Source organism: Qipengyuania sp. YIM B01966, from assembly GCF_016461955.1.
Classification (GTDB): domain Bacteria; phylum Pseudomonadota; class Alphaproteobacteria; order Sphingomonadales; family Sphingomonadaceae; genus QFOP01.
Map to the genome: position 1 here is coordinate 475,405 of NZ_JADMNM010000001.1, position 14,174 is coordinate 489,578.

The window sequence follows — 14,174 nt, forward strand, 5'->3', positions numbered from 1 at the left end:
TCTCAGGCCTGCGCCACCGCGCGGTGCCAGCGGGCCAGCCGCTCGGCCCGCACATCATCCGCCATTGCCGGCGTGAATTCGGCTACCGAGCCGCGCATAGCCGCCGCCGCGGCGTTGAGCGAGGGGTGGACGCCCGCCCCGACCGCCGCCAGCATCGCCGCGCCGAGCGCCGTGGTTTCGACAAAGGCCGGCCGTTCGACTGTCAGAGCGAGAATGTCGGCAATGTCCTGCGCCATCCAGTCATTGGCGCTCATCCCGCCATCGATGCGCAGCCGCGTCCAGCGCGCGCCATCGGCCGCGAACGCAGTGGCCAGATCGTGCGTCTGGTGGGCCATCGCCTCCAGCGCGGCGCGGGCGATCTCGGCCCGGCCGCTGGCAAAGCTGAGGCCGCCGATCAGCCCGCGCGCGTCGGCCCGCCAATGCGGCGCGCCCAGCCCGGCGAGTGCCGGCACCACCACCACCTCGCCGCTGCCCTCGACCGATCGGGCCAGCGCCTCCGTCTCGGCGGCATTGCCGATGATCCGCAAACTGTCGCGCAGCCACTGGATCAAGCTGCCCGCGACAAAGGCCGATCCTTCCAGCGCATAGGTTCGCTGCCCGCCGTGCTGATATAGCACCGTTCCGAGCAGGCGGTGATCGGACCGTGGCAGCGTCTGGCCCATATTGGCGAGCATGAAGGCGCCCGTGCCATAGGTCGCCTTGGCCTCGCCCGGTGTCAGGCACCCCTGGCCAATCGTCGCGGCCTGCTGATCGCCGATCAGCGCGCACAGCGCAATCGGCCGACCGAGCACCTCTGCGCTTGTGACGGCGAGCGCGCCATGCGTATCGACCACTTGCGGCAGCGTCTGCCGGTCGATCCCGAACCACTGGCACAGATCCGCGTCGAGCTGGGCCCCGTCCAGCCGGAGCAGCAGCGTGCGCGAGGCGTTGCTGGCGTCGGACAGATGCGCCCCGCCGGTCAGCTTGAACGTCAGCCAGCTTTCGACCGTGCCGAAGGCGAGGCGATTGGCCGGCACGTCCCGCACGCCCGCGTCATGATCGCGCAGCCAGCGGATCTTCGTGGCCGAGAAATAGGGATCGAGCAGCAGGCCGGTGGCCGCCTGCACCTCCGCCTCGCGCCCGGCCTCTTTCATCGCGGCGCACATCTCGGCGGTGCGGCGATCCTGCCAGACGATCGCGCGGGCAACCGGCTCGCCGCTGGCCTTGTCCCATGCCACCACCGTCTCGCGCTGGTTGGTGATACCGATCGCCGCGATCCGGTCCGGCCCGCCGAGCGCGGCGATAACCTCGCGCGCACAGGAGAGGCTCGCCTGCCAGATTTCGTTCGCGTCGTGTTCGACCCAGCCGGGGCGGGGATAATGCTGCGTCAGCGGCCGCTGCGCGGTGGGGCCGGCGCGCCCGTCGGCAGTGAACGCGATGGCGCGGGTCGAGGTGGTGCCCGCGTCGATGACCAGAATGTGTTCGCCCATGGCCGCGTTGTAACCGCCGCAGCCCTGCCGCCAAGAGGCCTTGGCACAGCACCTTCCACCCGCCACATAGGGTCGATGGCGCCCCCCCCCCAGCCCTGGCCGACCGGCACGGCCGAACAGCTCGAACCGCTGGTCCGCCGCGTGCTCGCGCCCAACCCCTCGCCCTATACCTATACGGGCACGCAGACCTATCTGGTCGGCGCAGGCGCGGATGTGGCGGTGATCGATCCTGGCCCTGCAGAGGACGCGCATCTCGCGGCGATCCGCTCCGCGGTCGGCAGCGCGCGGATCGCCGCGATCCTGTGCACGCATACCCACCGCGACCATTCGCCTGCCGCCGCGCCGCTCGCCGCGCAGACCGGCGCGCCGATCATCGGCTGCGCGCCGCTGGCGATGGCCGACGATCACCCGCGCGCCGATGCGCCGTTCGATTTCGCTTATGCGCCCGACCGGGTGCTGGCCGATGGCGAGGCGCTGGTGGGCGACGGCTGGACCTTGCGCGCGCTGGCCACGCCAGGCCATGTGGCCAACCATCTGTGCTTCGCGCTCGAAGAAAGCGGCGCGCTGTTCACCGGTGATCACGTGATGGGCTGGTCGACCAGCGTGGTCGTCCCGCCCGAAGGCGACATGGCCGATTACCTCGCCAGCCTCGACCGCCTGCAGACGCGCGAGGACCGCATCTATTACCCGGCGCACGGGCCGGCGATCGACAATCCGCGCCAGCTGGTGCGCGGGATGATCGGCCATCGCCGCCAGCGTGAAAACCAGATCCGCCGCCTGCTCGAGGCCGGCCCGCAGCGGATCGCGGAGATGGTGCCGGTGATGTACAAAGGGCTCGACCCCCGGCTCAACGGCGCAGCGCAAGGCAGCGTGTGGGCGCATCTCGAAGATCTGGCCCGGCGCGGGCTCGCCCGCCGCGAAGGAGATATATGGCACAGCGCATGACCGACACTGACCGCCCGGCCCCCGTCAATCTCGCGCGCGTTCAGGGCGTGCCGTGGTTGATTATCGTCGCGTTGCTGGCAGCGGTGGCGTGGCTCGGCTGGAAAGCGTTCTTCGAGACCGAGGAAGGCGATCCGGTCGGTAGCGCGATGCTCGCCTTCCAGAAGCAGAATTCGCTGACCGTGTTCTCCTCGCGGTTCGAGGTGGTCGCCGAGAGCACCGACAGTCGCGGCGTGGCCGGGGTGCCGATTCTCCAGTCGCGGCAGGCGACGATTGTGCCGGCAACGGTCGAATATCGCGTCGATCTGGCGCAGATGGACCGCGACCGGCTGCGCTGGGACGAGGCCAGCCGCACGCTCGAAGTGATCCTCCCGCCGCTCCGGATCTCGCGCCCCAATATCGACGAAGGCCGCGCGCGGGTGTTCACCGAGGGGGTGTTCGTCACCCGCGATGCCGCGCAGGACCTCAGCCGCAACAACTCGCTTCAGGCCGAAGCGAAAGCCGCTGCCTTCGCCAAGAACCCCGAGGTGCTGGCGCTCGCCCGGCAGGCCGCGCGCGAGGCACTGCGCCAGAACCTCGCCGTGCCGCTGGCGAGCGTCGCCAAGGGGGAGGTGACGGTCGAGGTTCGTTTTGACGGGGAAGCGCCCGCTGCGCTGCCCCCCGGCACCGCGAAGCTCGCACCGGCCCGCGCAGCAGCCGGCGCCAGCCCCGCGCTGATACGGGAACGCTGGCAGCTGCTGCACCGTTCTATAACGACACGCGCGAGCCTTCGCGCCTGACGGGGATGATAATGACCGCCTTCAATACCAGACTGCCGACCGGAACCGACCTGCTGGCCGAAATCGACCGCCTGCGCAAAGAGCGCAATGCAGTGATCCTGGCGCATTATTATCAGAAGCCCGAAATCCAGGACATTGCCGATTTCGTGGGGGACAGCCTCGAGCTGAGCCGCAAGGCGGCCGCCACCAATGCCGACGTGATCGCCTTCTGCGGCGTCAAGTTCATGGCCGATACCGCCAAGATCCTCAGCCCCGACAAGATCGTCGTGCTGCCCGATCTCGACGCCGGGTGCAGCCTCGAGGACAGTTGCCCGCCCGACAAGTTCCGCGCTTTCCGCGAAGCGCATCCCGACCATATCGCGCTGACCTACATCAACTGTTCGACCGAGGTGAAGGCGCTCAGCGATATCATCGTCACCAGTTCGAGCGCGGAGACGATCCTCAGCCAGATCCCGCCCGAGCAGAAGATCATTTTCGGTCCAGACCGGCACCTGGGCGGTTATCTCAGCCGCAAGTTCGGACGCGAGATGCTGCTGTGGCCGGGCGTGTGCATCGTCCACGAGGCATTTTCCGAAACCGAACTGCTGAAGCTCAAAGAACAGCATCCGGGCGCGCCTGTGGCCGCGCATCCCGAATGCCCGCCGGCGATCATCGATCACGCCGATTATGTCGGCTCGACCAGCGGCATTCTGCAATTCGCCAAGACCTTCCCCGGCGATACGCTGATCGTCGCCACCGAACCCCACATCATGCACCAGATGGAAAAGGCGGTGCCTGAAAAGCGGTTCATCGGGGCGCCCGGCGCCGACGGCAACTGCAATTGCAACATCTGCCCCTACATGGCGCTGAACACGATGGAGAAGCTTTACACCGCGCTGCGCGATCTCGAACCGCGGATCGAGATCGAGGAAGGCCTGCGGATTGCGGCGAAGAAGAGCCTCGACCGCATGCTGGAAATGGCCAGCGGGACTGTCGGCCAGGGCGATCTGGGGGCGCGCTAGGTTTTCCCGCCGGCTTTGGCGAGAACCAGCGCCGCGCTGACCAGCGCCATGCCGACCAAGTCGAGCGGCGCCAGCACCTCGCCAAACGCCAGCCATCCGCTCAGCGCGGCGAGCGCCGGCTGGGTCAACAGCGCCATGCCGATGATCAGCGGCGTAAAGTGCTTGAGCGCATAGACCAGTAGCCCCTGCCCGATGACCTGGCTGGACAGGGCCAGGCCAACCACCGGGAGCCACCCGGCGTCACCCGGGACAACCGGTTCGCCGATGAACAGCGCGATTGCCAGCAGAACGGGCGCTGCGGCAAGACTGATCATCGTCAGCACTGTCCACTGCCCCAACGTCGCGCGGGCCATTTGTGCCGGCAGGATATAGATCACATAGAAGGCCCCGGCGAGCAGGCAGAACAGGTCACCGACCAGCGTCGCGGCCGAAATCTCGAGGCTGCGGCCCATCAACAGCGCCGCCCCGCCAAAGGCCGCCGCCAAGGCCAGCCATTCCTTGCCATCGGGCGCGCGGCGCAGCGCTACCAGACCCCACAGCATGATCAGGATGCTGCCCGCATTGCCGAACAGGGTGGCATTGCCCAGCCGCGTCAACTCGATCCCTGTATGCCAGCTCGCAAGGTCAAGCCCGAAGGCCGTTCCTGCCATGATCAGCAACATTGCCGTGCGCCGGGTCGGCCGGTTGGCGCCGCGCTCGCGCCAGGCCAGGAACAAGAACAGCGGCAGCGGCAGCGCCATGCGCCAGAAACCCGCAGCCACGGGGCCGGTATCGGTCAGCCGCACCAGCCACGGCCCCAGGGCGAGGAAGGCATTTCCCAGCAGCAAGGCCGCCAAGTGCCACGCGCGCGGGGCCAAGGATTCGTTGTCATGCGGGCTGGTTGCACTGCTCATCGCGCGCCCCTAGCCCGGAAATGACACGAAACCAGCGAAAAGGATTCGCCTGCAATGCATGACGCGCTGTTCCAGCCGATCGATCTTGGGGCCATTCACTGCCCGAACCGCATCTTCATGGCCCCGCTGACGCGCGGGCGCGCCACGGCGCCGGGGATGGTCCCGAACGAGATGATGGCGACCTATTACAGCCAGCGCGCCGGGGCCGGGCTGATCATCAGCGAGGCAACCGGGATCAGCCAGGAAGGGCTCGGCTGGCCTTTCGCGCCGGGCATCTGGAGCGACGAACAGGTCGATGGATGGGCCCGCGTCACCGATGCCGTGCACGAAGCGGGCGGACGTATAGTTCTTCAGCTGTGGCATATGGGACGGCTGGTCCATGCCGATTTCAATGATGGCAAGCCGGGCGTCTCGCCGTCTGCCACCTGCGCGCCGGGGCACGCGCACACCCCCACCGGCCGCAAGGATTACGAACCCGCCCGCGAATTGCCGCTGGCCGAAATTCCGCGCGTGATCGAAGATTACGCCAAGGCCGCCGAGAATGCCCGGCGGGCGGGGTTCGATGGCGTCCAGCTGCACGGCGCCAATGGCTATCTGGTGGACCAGTTCCTGCGCGATTCGACCAATCTGCGCGAGGATGAATATGGCGGCAGCCCGGAAAACCGCACGCGCTTTTTGCGCGAGGCATTGAGCGCGCTGATCGGCGTCTGGGGGCCGGAGCGCGTCGGCGTGCGCCTGTCGCCCAATGGCGAGACGCAAGGCTGCGACGATAGCGATCCGGCGGCGACCTTCGGCGCGGCGGCGCGGGTGGTCGAGGAGTTGAAGGTTGCCTTCCTTGAACTGCGCGAACCTGGCCCCGATGGCACCTTCGGGAACACCGATGTGCCCAAGCAGAGCCCGCTGATCCGCTCGCTCTACTCCGGCAAACTGGTTCTCAATTCGGACTATACGGCGGAGCAGGCCGAGGCGGATATCACGGCCGGGCGGTGCGACGCGGTCAGCTTCGGGCGGCCCTATATCTCCAACCCCGACCTCGATCTGCGCATTGCCGAAGGGGCGCCTTTTGCGCCCAACGTCAACGTGCCGGTCAGCTGGTATCTGCCCGGCCCGGAAGGCTATGTGGATTATCCGACGCTGGCCGAAGAACGCGCCGCCTGAGCTATTCTGGCGCGTCGGCCCCATCGGCCGCCGCCGCGTCCGGCTCCGGCGCCGCATCGGCGAGGGGGCGCGACGCGGACGGCGCGGCGGCGGCGGGGGTATCGTCAGCCTGGCCGGGCGCGCGCTCCGCCCCGCCATCGCCGGAACCGTCAGCCTCCGGTATCGCATCGGGTTCGGCCGGGGCGGATTGCGAGCGCACCGTGTCGAGCGGCAGCATGGCGTCGCTGATCGAGCCGCCCAGCACCTCGCCCTTGCTGTCTTCGGCCGTGCCGGCATCGATGCCCGAACCGCCGCAGGCGGCCAGAGCCAGCGCCGGCAGCAGGGCAAGGATGGCAGTAAGGCGCACAGCAGGCATCAGGGTCTGTCTCCGCAGCGGCCGAGAGCGGCCAGGAAATCGGGCAGGCGCGCCAGCAGCGCCTGGTCCAGTTCCTCGCTGGTAATATCTATCCCCAGCCGTGCAAGGCTCGTCACGCCGTGTTCGGCAATCCCGCAGGGCACGATGCCGCTGAAATGGTCGAGATCGGGCGCGCGGTTCAGCGACAAGCCGTGCATCGTCACCCAGCGGCGCACGCGCACACCGATCGCGCCGATCTTCGCCTCGCGCCCGTCAATGTCGGTGGTCCAGATGCCGACCCGCCCCTCCGCGCGCCAGCTGGCGAGGCCCAGATCGCCCAGCACCGCAATCACCCAGCCTTCGAGCGAATGGACGAAATTACGCACGTCGCGTCCGCGTCGCGACAGGTCGAGCAGGACATAGCCGATCCGCTGGCCCGGCCCGTGATAGGTATAGCGCCCGCCCCGCCCGGCCTCGACAACCTCGAACCGCGGATCGAGCAGTTCGGCGCCCGCCGCGCTGGTCCCGGCAGTATAGACCGGCGGATGGTCGAGCAGCCAGACCAGCTCGGCCGCCTCGCCCGCAGCGATCGCCCGGTTACGCGCCTCCATCTCCGCCAGCGCCGCGCGATAGGGTACGAGCTTGCTCTCGCGGCAAATTTCTGGGGTCGGCGGCGTGGACGGCGCAGTCATGGCCATTGCGTGGCGCGGTCCGGGCCGCTTATCAAGGGGCTAAGCATGAGGGGTATCGAGATGGCGCGCAAATTCGACATGAGCCGGGCGTGGAACGAGGCGCTGGCCATGCTGTCGGCCAATCGCGAAACGGTGCTGATCATCGCCGGGCTGTTCTTCTTCCTGCCTTATCTGGGGATGATGCTGTTGCTGCCCGACATGGCCGAAGGGCTGTCCATGGCGGGCAAACCGGGGGGCGATCCCGAGGCAGCGATGGACGCGTTGCGGAGCTTTTACGCCCGGCACTGGTGGGTCTTCCTGCTGATCGGCCTGGCGCAGGCCGTCGGGATGCTGGCGCTGCTCGACCTCCTCGGCCCGCGCCGGCCGACCGTGGGCGAGGCGCTGAAGCAGGGCACAGGCGCGCTATTGCCTTATATCGGGAGCCAGCTGATCGCAGGGTTTGGTGCCGGGCTGTTGCTGATCATTCCGCTCGCGCTTATGGCTGTGTCGCCCGCCGCTGGTGCACTGCTGCTGATCGCTGCCATCGTCGGACTCATCTACCTGATGACCAAATTCGCGCTGGTATCGCCGGTGCTGATGATCGACCGCCAGCGCAATCCGGTGGCCGCGCTGCGCCGGTCCTGGCAGCTGACCCGGGGCAACAGCCTGCGGCTGTTCCTGTTCATCTTCCTGATCGCGCTGGCGGTGACGGTGGCGTTTATCGTCGTGTCGATGATCGCAGGGCTCATCTTTGCTCTGTTCGGCCCCGAAGGCGCGCTGATCGGCAATGGCCTCGTTGCCGCGCTGCTAAATGCAGCATGGGCGGTGCTGATCCTCGCCGCGCTCGCCGCGGTGCATCGCCAGCTTGCCGGTGCAGAGCCCGCCGCACCGCCTGCCCCAATCGAATAGAAGGGTCGCCGGTCAGGCGGCGTCGTCCTTCCAGCCCCAGAACAGCTGGCAGGGCAGGATGTTGAGCAGTTCGAACCCCTGCTCGATCCGCGCGAAATAGGGCGCCATGAAATCGCGTGCGGCGCTCGAAAACTGATAGACCAGGAAGGCCCCGCCCGGCCGGATCACCCGGTGCGTCGCTGCCGCGATCCGGTCGCCCACGCCATCGGGCAGGGTCGAAAAGGGCAGGCCCGACAGCACGTAATCGGCGTGGTCGTGGCCCAAAGCGCGGACGATCTGCTCGACATCTTCGGCAGAGCCCAGCACCGCGTGGAACCGGCTGTCGGCAAAGGTGCGCTTGAGATAGTCGATATAGAGCGGGTTGGTGTCGATCACGATCAGCTCGCCATCGCGCCGCAACCGTTCGAGCACCGGCCCGCAGAACGTGCCGACCCCCGGCCCGTATTCGACGAACAGCCGGCATTCGTCCCATTTCACCGGCGCCAGCATCTTGCGGATGGTGAAGCGGGAAGACGGAATGATCGAGCCGACCATCCGCGGATGTTCGACAAAGCCCCGAAAAAACACGCCCCATTGACCGAACAGATGGGCCAGTGAGCGGCGGCGTGGCAGGCGCGGCGCTGCCAGATCGTTGGTCGAATTCAAGATGGCTTACTCGCAGGCGCCGCCGGAAGGTCGCGGCCAAGGATGCCAGCGAAATCGCAAATTCGCCGCCGCTTGGCAAGCATCGCCGGCGGGCGATTGCCAGTCTGCCCACCGAAGGCTAGCGCGGGCGCAATGGCGGAAAACGACCTCCCCCCTGCCGCGCCGGCAGCGGCGCCGGGAACGGGCAGCGCGATTTCGCGCGGGCGCATGGCACTGCTGTTCATGGTCATGCTGGTGACGGCGGCGGGCAATACCGCGATGCAATCGGTGATGCCCTCGATCGGGACCGATCTCGGCGTAGCGGATGTGTGGATCAGCACGGCCTATACGTGGTCTGCGGTGTTGTGGATGTTGATGGCGCCGTTCTGGGCGCGCCGCTCGGACCGGCGCGGTCGCAAGGCGATGATGGCGCTGGGACTGATCGGATTCATCCTGTCGTTCTCGCTGTGCGGGCTGGTGCTGTGGTTCGGCCTCGCCGGCGCGCTTTCGGCGACGCTGACGCTGGTGCTGTTTGCCGCCGCGCGCAGCCTTTATGGCGGGTTCGGCTCGGCCGCGCCGCCAGCGGTCCAGGCCTATGTCGCCAGCCGCACCGCCCGCAGCGAGCGGACACGGGCACTGGCGCTGGTCGCCTCGAGCTTCGGGCTCGGCACAGTGATCGGCCCGGCGCTGGCGCCGCTGCTGGTATTCGACGGATTGGGGCTGGTGGGCCCGTTCGTGATCTTCTCGGCCATCGCGCTGGTGGTTCTGATAGCGCTGCGGGCCATTCTGCCCGATGACACGCCAAGCTATGCGGCGCGCGGCGAGGTCATTGCCGCGCCCTTCAGCGCCGGCTCGAACGCTGGGATGGCCAGCCGCCGCGACGATGCCGACGATGAAGCGGAAGATGCGGGCGCGCTGCCGGTGGGCGATATCCCGCATCTGCGCTGGACCGACCGGAGGCTGCGCCCGTGGCTGGTCGCCAGCCTGCTCGGCGGCCATGCGCAGGCGGCATTGGTCGGGGTGATCGGCTTTGTCGTGCTCGACCGGCTGGGCCTGCGCGGCGATGCCCATGCCGCTGCCGGGCCGATCGGGCTGGTATTGATGGCGGGCGCGATTTCGACGCTGCTGGCGCAATGGGGCCTGATCCCGATGCTCAAGCTGGGGCCCAAGGCGTCGACGCTGTGGGGTGCCGGGCTGGCGGTGGTCGGTACCCTGCTGGTCGGTGCGGCGCACCAGTTGCACCCGATTGCGCTCGGCATGGCGATCGCATCGCTCGGCTTCGGCCTGCTTCGGCCGGGGGTGACCGCCGGCTCCTCACTCGCGGTGACGCGGGCCGAGCAGGGCCAGATTGGCGGGATCATCGCCTCGGTCGCAGGTGCGGCCTATATCTTCGCCCCCAGCCTCGGCGTGCTGATCTATGGCTGGCACCCGTGGCTGGGCTTCGGCCTGATCGCGGCACTGTGCCTGGCGGTGCTGCTGCTGGGGCGGACCAGCCTCGAAAGCGACGCCGTGCTCGAAGGGCGCGGCTAGAGAATTTCCTCCAGCACCTCGGTCGGCCGCGCCAACCGGACACCCTTGTCGGTTTCGACCAGCGGGCGTTCGATCAGGCGCGGATCGGCCGCCATGGCGGCGAGAATGGTCGCGGCATCGGCATCCGGCCGGCCGCGTTTGGCCGCGTCGGTTCCACTTAGCCGCAGCCCCTCGCGCGGGTGCATCCCGGCCCGGTCATAAAGCGCGGCGAGCGTTTCAGCCGAAGGCGGCTGCTCAAGGTATCGGATGACCTCCACCGCAATGTCGCCGCGGGCTTCGAGCATCGCCAAAGCCGCGCGCGATTTGCTGCAATTCGGATTGTGCCAGATGGTTGCTTTCATACCCCGAGCATAGGGCGCATCGCGGGCCACGCAATGTTTCCGGTTGACCTGCGAATGAATCGCAATAAGGGCGATTTTGATAATCATTCGCAAGTGGAGTCTTATTGTGAGCATTCGAGCCGCCATGCTTATCGGCGCAGCCATCTCAGCCGTAATCGCGCCCGCCGTCGCGCACGCCGAAGCGGCCGATGCCGCGCCGGGCGATTACCTGCCGCCCGAAATCGTGGTAACCGCAGCAGCGCATGGCTACGCGCATGGCGATGGGGCGGCCGCGGCGAAGGCGCCGACGCCGCTGATCGACATCCCGCAGACGATCACCATGATTACTGCCGACCAGCTCAATGATCAGGCCACCCGCCAGCTCAATGACGCGCTGCGCTATGTCCCCGGGGTGACGATCGGCACCGGCGAAGGGCACCGCGACCAGATCAATCTGCGCGGCCAGAACACCACCGCCGACTTCTTCCTCGACGGGATGCGTGACGACGCGCAATATTACCGCCCGCTCTATGATGTCGAACGGATCGAGGTGCTGAAGGGCGCCAATGCGCTGCTGTTCGGGCGCGGCGGGGGCGGCGGGGTCATCAACCGTGTCAGCAAGACCGCCGATCCGCGCCGGGCGGTCACGGATTTTGCCGGCACGCTCGACAGTTTCGGCGCCTGGGCCGTTACGGGCGACATTGCGCGTCCGCTTTCAGGCACGGCCGCGGCGCGGCTCAATGCGACTTACGAGGAGTTCGCCAACCACCGCGACGTCTATGACGGCCGCTTCTGGGGTGTCTCGCCCACTGTCACCGCCGAATTGGCGCCCGACACGCGGGTCATCGCACATTATTCCTATGGCGACGATCGCCGCACCACCGATCGCGGGATCCCGTCGCTGGGCACCGCGCCGCTTGCCGGCCATGACAAGACGTTCTTCGGCGATCCGGCCTTCAACCAGAGCCGCGCGCAGACGCATACCGCGCAGCTCCGGCTCGAACAGCGGCTGGGCGCTGACCTGACGCTCAGCCTGGGCGGGCTGATGGGCGATTACGACAAATATTACGGCAACGTCGTGCCCGCCGCCACCAATGGCACCACCGTCACCCTCAATGGCTATGCCTCGAACACCGACCGCCGCAACTGGCTGGGTCAGGGCTATCTGGTGTGGACGCCGACGACCGGCGGGGTGCGGCATACCATCGTTGCCGGGTTCGATGCCGGCACACAGGACACCACGGCGGATCGTTATGAGGTCGATTTCGGTGGCGGCCTGCGCACCGTGACGATCCCGTTGCAGCGCGCCCTGGCCGTGCCGGCGGCCCGGCTGGGGGTCCGCAGCCGCGCGACTGCGGCCGAACTGACGACCTTCTCCGCCTATCTCCAGAACCAGCTCGATTTCGGGCCGGTGCAGGTGCTGGCCGGTGTGCGCCACGATTCTTTCGAACTTGCCAGCACCAACCTCCTGACCGGGGCCGGCCTCTCGCGGACCGACCGCAAATGGAGCCCGCGCGCGGCGATTATCGGCAAGCCGGCCGCAGATGTCTCGCTCTATGCCAGCTACGCAACCAGCTTCCTGCCGCAATCGGGCGACCAGTTCGGCGCGCTCGACACGGTGACCGCCGATCTGGCGCCGGAAAAGTTCGTCAATTGGGAAACCGGCATCAAGTGGGCGCCGCGCCGCGATCTGGTGCTGAGCGCGGCGCTTTTCCGGCTCGAGCGGTCGAACAGCCGCGCGACGGACCCGGCCAATCCGGCCCTCACCGTGCTGACCGGCAAAAGCCGCGTGCAGGGGGTGGAACTCGGCCTCGTCGGGCGGATCAGGCCGAACTGGCAGGCCAATCTCGGCTATGCGCTGATGGACGGCGAGTATCTGACCGATTCCGCCGCCGCGCCCGCCGGGCGCGTGCCGGGCCAATTGCCGCGCCACCAGCTGTCCGCATGGACCCGCTACGACCTGACCGATCGCTTTGCATTGGGCGGCGGGCTCTTATGGCAGAGCGGGCAATACGCCACCGCCAGCAACACCGTTCGCCTGCCCGGTTTCGCGCGGGTCGATCTGGCGGCCTATTACGCGCTGAGCGAGCAGGTGAGCGTGCAGCTCAACATCGAGAACCTGCTCGATGAACGCTATTACCCGAGCGCGCACGGCAACAGCAATATCCAGCCGGGAGAGCCTCTGAACGGCTCGCTGAGCGTGCGATTCGCGTTCTAGGGTGCCGGGGTGGCGGCGGTGTTGGAAAGGGGCTGAGCGGGGCGCTGAGGGGCGCTGGCGCGCGCCAGCCTCGCCGCCCGCCGGACCGCCCGCACCAGGCGCGGATAGACTCCGCAGCGGCACAGATTGGGCAGCGCCGCGCGGATGTCGGCATCGGAGGGATCGGCATTGCGCGCGATCAGCGCGGCGGCCGCGATCACGATACCCGGAGTGCAGAACCCGCACTGGATCGCCTGGTCGGCGACCAGCGCCTGCTGCACCGGGTGCGAGCGGTCGCGGCTCAATCCCTCGATGGTGACGATATCGCGCCCCTCGGCGGCCGCCAGCGTCAGCTGGCATGATCGCATCGCGGTGCCGTCGACCAGCACGGTGCAGGCATGGCAATCGCCCGCGCCGCAGCCATATTTGGTGCCGGTGAGGTTGGCCGCCTCGCGCAGCGCGACCAGCAGTGGCATCGCCGGGTCGAGCGCGAAATCGAGCGGCCGGCCATTGACCGTCATCCCCGGCATGGTGCGGCGTTCCCGGCGCTCAGTCGCGCCACGAGGGGTCGATACGGTCGATCCGCCGTTTCCAAGCCTGGAAATCGGCATAGCCCGCCCCGCCCGGCGCCTGCACCTGCCCGAGATCGCGCTGGTGGACCCCAATCACATCGGTGCCGACATGGATCGGCTGCCCCATCGCCAGCGTCGCGCACTGGATTTCGCAGGCCCGTTGCAGCGCCCAGGTTTGCAGGAACATCTCGTAAATCGTCCGCCCCATCACCACCGGGCCGTGGTTGCGCAGCATCAGGATGCGCTTGTCGGCTAGATTGGCGAGCAGCCGGTCGCCCTCCTCGGCGCGCACCGTCACCCCTTCGAAATCGTGATAGCCGATCTGGCCGATGAAATTGCAGGCATAGAAATTGGTCGGCAGCAGCCCGTGTTCGGTGCTGCACACGGCCATCGTTTCGGTCGTATGGGTGTGGCAGATCGCGTGCGCCCAGTCGAGATGGCGGTGGAAATAGGCGTGCTGGGTAAAGCCCGCCTTGTTGACCGGGTAATTGCCCGCCAGCGTGTTGCCGTCGATGTCGATCTTGACGAGGTTCGAGGCGGTGACCTCGCTATAGAGCAGGCCGAACGGGTTGATCAGGAACGCCCCCGCCTCGCCCGGCACGCGGACCGAGATGTGGTTGTAGATCGATTCCGACCAGCCGAGGTGGTCGAAGATCCGGTAACAGGCGGCCAGGTCCTGCCGCGCTTCCCATTCTTCGGCGCTGCATTCGATCCGCGGCTTCATCTGGGTGGCCACCTGTCGTCTCCTTCGTGCTGCTGCGCTAGCTATCGCACA

15 protein-coding genes are annotated in these 14,174 nt (G+C 67.7%); 7 read left to right on the forward strand and 8 right to left on the reverse strand.

What is annotated here, in order from left to right:
* Nucleotides 1-2: 2 nt before the first annotated feature.
* Complete coding sequence (locus ILT46_RS02420; RefSeq protein WP_199503006.1) at nucleotides 3-1,469, reverse strand: FGGY family carbohydrate kinase; 1,467 nt, start codon at nucleotides 1,467-1,469, stop codon at nucleotides 3-5.
* Between the two features lie 75 nt (nucleotides 1,470-1,544).
* On the opposite strand from ILT46_RS02420, the gene ILT46_RS02425 reads away from it, so the two are divergent.
* Genes ILT46_RS02425 through nadA form a run of 3 tightly spaced genes read left to right on the forward strand, consistent with a single transcriptional unit; the run spans nucleotide 1,545 to nucleotide 4,191 of the window.
* On the forward strand, nucleotides 1,545-2,414 hold the full coding sequence (locus ILT46_RS02425) for an MBL fold metallo-hydrolase (RefSeq protein ID WP_199503007.1): 870 nt from the start codon (nucleotides 1,545-1,547) through the stop codon (nucleotides 2,412-2,414).
* Nucleotides 2,411-3,190 (forward strand): DUF4230 domain-containing protein, encoded by a 780-nt coding sequence (locus tag ILT46_RS02430; RefSeq protein WP_233396895.1) that lies wholly within the window; start codon nucleotides 2,411-2,413, stop codon nucleotides 3,188-3,190. The genes ILT46_RS02425 and ILT46_RS02430 overlap by 4 nt, the downstream gene beginning before the upstream one ends.
* 11 nt (nucleotides 3,191-3,201) lie before the next feature.
* Entirely contained in the window at nucleotides 3,202-4,191 is a 990-nt protein-coding gene (gene nadA, locus ILT46_RS02435) for a quinolinate synthase NadA (protein ID WP_199503009.1), read from the forward strand.
* Here nadA and ILT46_RS02440 read toward each other — a convergent pair.
* On the reverse strand, nucleotides 4,188-5,084 hold the full coding sequence (locus tag ILT46_RS02440; RefSeq protein WP_199503010.1) for a DMT family transporter: 897 nt from the start codon (nucleotides 5,082-5,084) through the stop codon (nucleotides 4,188-4,190). The two genes, nadA and ILT46_RS02440, sit on opposite strands and share 4 nt — an antisense overlap.
* A 54-nt stretch (nucleotides 5,085-5,138) precedes the next feature.
* Here ILT46_RS02440 and ILT46_RS02445 point away from each other — a divergent pair, with 54 nt between their 5' ends.
* Nucleotides 5,139-6,242 (forward strand): alkene reductase, encoded by a 1,104-nt coding sequence (locus ILT46_RS02445; protein ID WP_199503011.1) that lies wholly within the window; start codon nucleotides 5,139-5,141, stop codon nucleotides 6,240-6,242.
* Nucleotide 6,243: 1 nt separating this feature from the next.
* Here the strand turns inward: ILT46_RS02445 and ILT46_RS02450 are convergent, their stop codons facing one another.
* Nucleotides 6,244-6,597 carry a hypothetical protein gene (locus ILT46_RS02450; protein WP_199503012.1) on the reverse strand — a complete coding sequence of 118 codons (354 nt, stop codon included), beginning with the start codon at nucleotides 6,595-6,597 and terminating at the stop codon, nucleotides 6,244-6,246.
* A complete protein-coding gene (gene lipB, locus ILT46_RS02455) occupies nucleotides 6,597-7,268 on the reverse strand; it encodes a lipoyl(octanoyl) transferase LipB (RefSeq protein WP_199503013.1) in 672 nt (223 codons plus the stop codon). Before lipB ends, ILT46_RS02450 begins: the two co-directional genes overlap by 1 nt.
* A 45-nt stretch (nucleotides 7,269-7,313) precedes the next feature.
* On the opposite strand from lipB, the gene ILT46_RS02460 reads away from it, so the two are divergent.
* Nucleotides 7,314-8,156, forward strand: coding sequence for a glycerophosphoryl diester phosphodiesterase membrane domain-containing protein (locus tag ILT46_RS02460; protein WP_233396896.1), 843 nt, complete (start codon nucleotides 7,314-7,316; stop codon nucleotides 8,154-8,156).
* 12 nt (nucleotides 8,157-8,168) lie between these two features.
* On the opposite strand, the gene ILT46_RS02465 is transcribed toward ILT46_RS02460, so the two are convergent.
* The gene (locus ILT46_RS02465; RefSeq protein WP_370592293.1) at nucleotides 8,169-8,801 is read right to left on the reverse strand and encodes a class I SAM-dependent methyltransferase; all 633 of its coding nucleotides are present in this window, start codon (nucleotides 8,799-8,801) and stop codon (nucleotides 8,169-8,171) included.
* Between the two features lie 132 nt (nucleotides 8,802-8,933).
* Here ILT46_RS02465 and ILT46_RS02470 point away from each other — a divergent pair, with 132 nt between their 5' ends.
* Nucleotides 8,934-10,310, forward strand: a complete 1,377-nt coding sequence (locus tag ILT46_RS02470) for an MFS transporter (protein WP_233396897.1) — start codon at nucleotides 8,934-8,936, stop codon at nucleotides 10,308-10,310.
* Here ILT46_RS02470 and ILT46_RS02475 read toward each other — a convergent pair.
* Nucleotides 10,307-10,651, reverse strand: coding sequence for an ArsC/Spx/MgsR family protein (locus ILT46_RS02475; RefSeq protein WP_199503014.1), 345 nt, complete (start codon nucleotides 10,649-10,651; stop codon nucleotides 10,307-10,309). The two genes, ILT46_RS02470 and ILT46_RS02475, sit on opposite strands and share 4 nt — an antisense overlap.
* 106 nt (nucleotides 10,652-10,757) lie before the next feature.
* Here ILT46_RS02475 and ILT46_RS02480 point away from each other — a divergent pair, with 106 nt between their 5' ends.
* On the forward strand, nucleotides 10,758-12,848 hold the full coding sequence (locus tag ILT46_RS02480; RefSeq protein ID WP_370592294.1) for a TonB-dependent receptor: 2,091 nt from the start codon (nucleotides 10,758-10,760) through the stop codon (nucleotides 12,846-12,848).
* Here the strand turns inward: ILT46_RS02480 and ILT46_RS02485 are convergent.
* Nucleotides 12,845-13,357 (reverse strand): (2Fe-2S)-binding protein, encoded by a 513-nt coding sequence (locus tag ILT46_RS02485; RefSeq protein ID WP_199503015.1) that lies wholly within the window; start codon nucleotides 13,355-13,357, stop codon nucleotides 12,845-12,847. The genes ILT46_RS02480 and ILT46_RS02485 overlap by 4 nt on opposite strands.
* A 19-nt stretch (nucleotides 13,358-13,376) precedes the next feature.
* Nucleotides 13,377-14,135: a class II aldolase/adducin family protein gene (locus ILT46_RS02490; RefSeq protein WP_199503016.1), complete on the reverse strand. Its 759-nt coding sequence runs from the start codon at nucleotides 14,133-14,135 to the stop codon at nucleotides 13,377-13,379.
* Nucleotides 14,136-14,174: the final 39 nt, after the last annotated feature.

Bases quoted from the DNA above. Each gene is read 5' to 3' on its own strand.
- ILT46_RS02420 (WP_199503006.1), bottom strand. From the start codon at position 1,469: ATGGGCGAACACATTCTGGTCATCGACGCGGGCACCACCTCGACCCGC.
- ILT46_RS02425 (WP_199503007.1), top strand. From the start codon at position 1,545: ATGGCGCCCCCCCCCCAGCCCTGGCCGACCGGCACGGCCGAACAGCTC.
- ILT46_RS02430 (WP_233396895.1), top strand. From the start codon at position 2,411: ATGACCGACACTGACCGCCCGGCCCCCGTCAATCTCGCGCGCGTTCAG.
- nadA (WP_199503009.1), top strand. From the start codon at position 3,202: ATGACCGCCTTCAATACCAGACTGCCGACCGGAACCGACCTGCTGGCC.
- ILT46_RS02440 (WP_199503010.1), bottom strand. From the start codon at position 5,084: ATGAGCAGTGCAACCAGCCCGCATGACAACGAATCCTTGGCCCCGCGC.
- ILT46_RS02445 (WP_199503011.1), top strand. From the start codon at position 5,139: ATGCATGACGCGCTGTTCCAGCCGATCGATCTTGGGGCCATTCACTGC.
- ILT46_RS02450 (WP_199503012.1), bottom strand. From the start codon at position 6,597: ATGCCTGCTGTGCGCCTTACTGCCATCCTTGCCCTGCTGCCGGCGCTG.
- lipB (WP_199503013.1), bottom strand. From the start codon at position 7,268: ATGACTGCGCCGTCCACGCCGCCGACCCCAGAAATTTGCCGCGAGAGC.
- ILT46_RS02460 (WP_233396896.1), top strand. From the start codon at position 7,314: ATGAGGGGTATCGAGATGGCGCGCAAATTCGACATGAGCCGGGCGTGG.
- ILT46_RS02470 (WP_233396897.1), top strand. From the start codon at position 8,934: ATGGCGGAAAACGACCTCCCCCCTGCCGCGCCGGCAGCGGCGCCGGGA.
- ILT46_RS02475 (WP_199503014.1), bottom strand. From the start codon at position 10,651: ATGAAAGCAACCATCTGGCACAATCCGAATTGCAGCAAATCGCGCGCG.
- ILT46_RS02485 (WP_199503015.1), bottom strand. From the start codon at position 13,357: ATGCCGGGGATGACGGTCAATGGCCGGCCGCTCGATTTCGCGCTCGAC.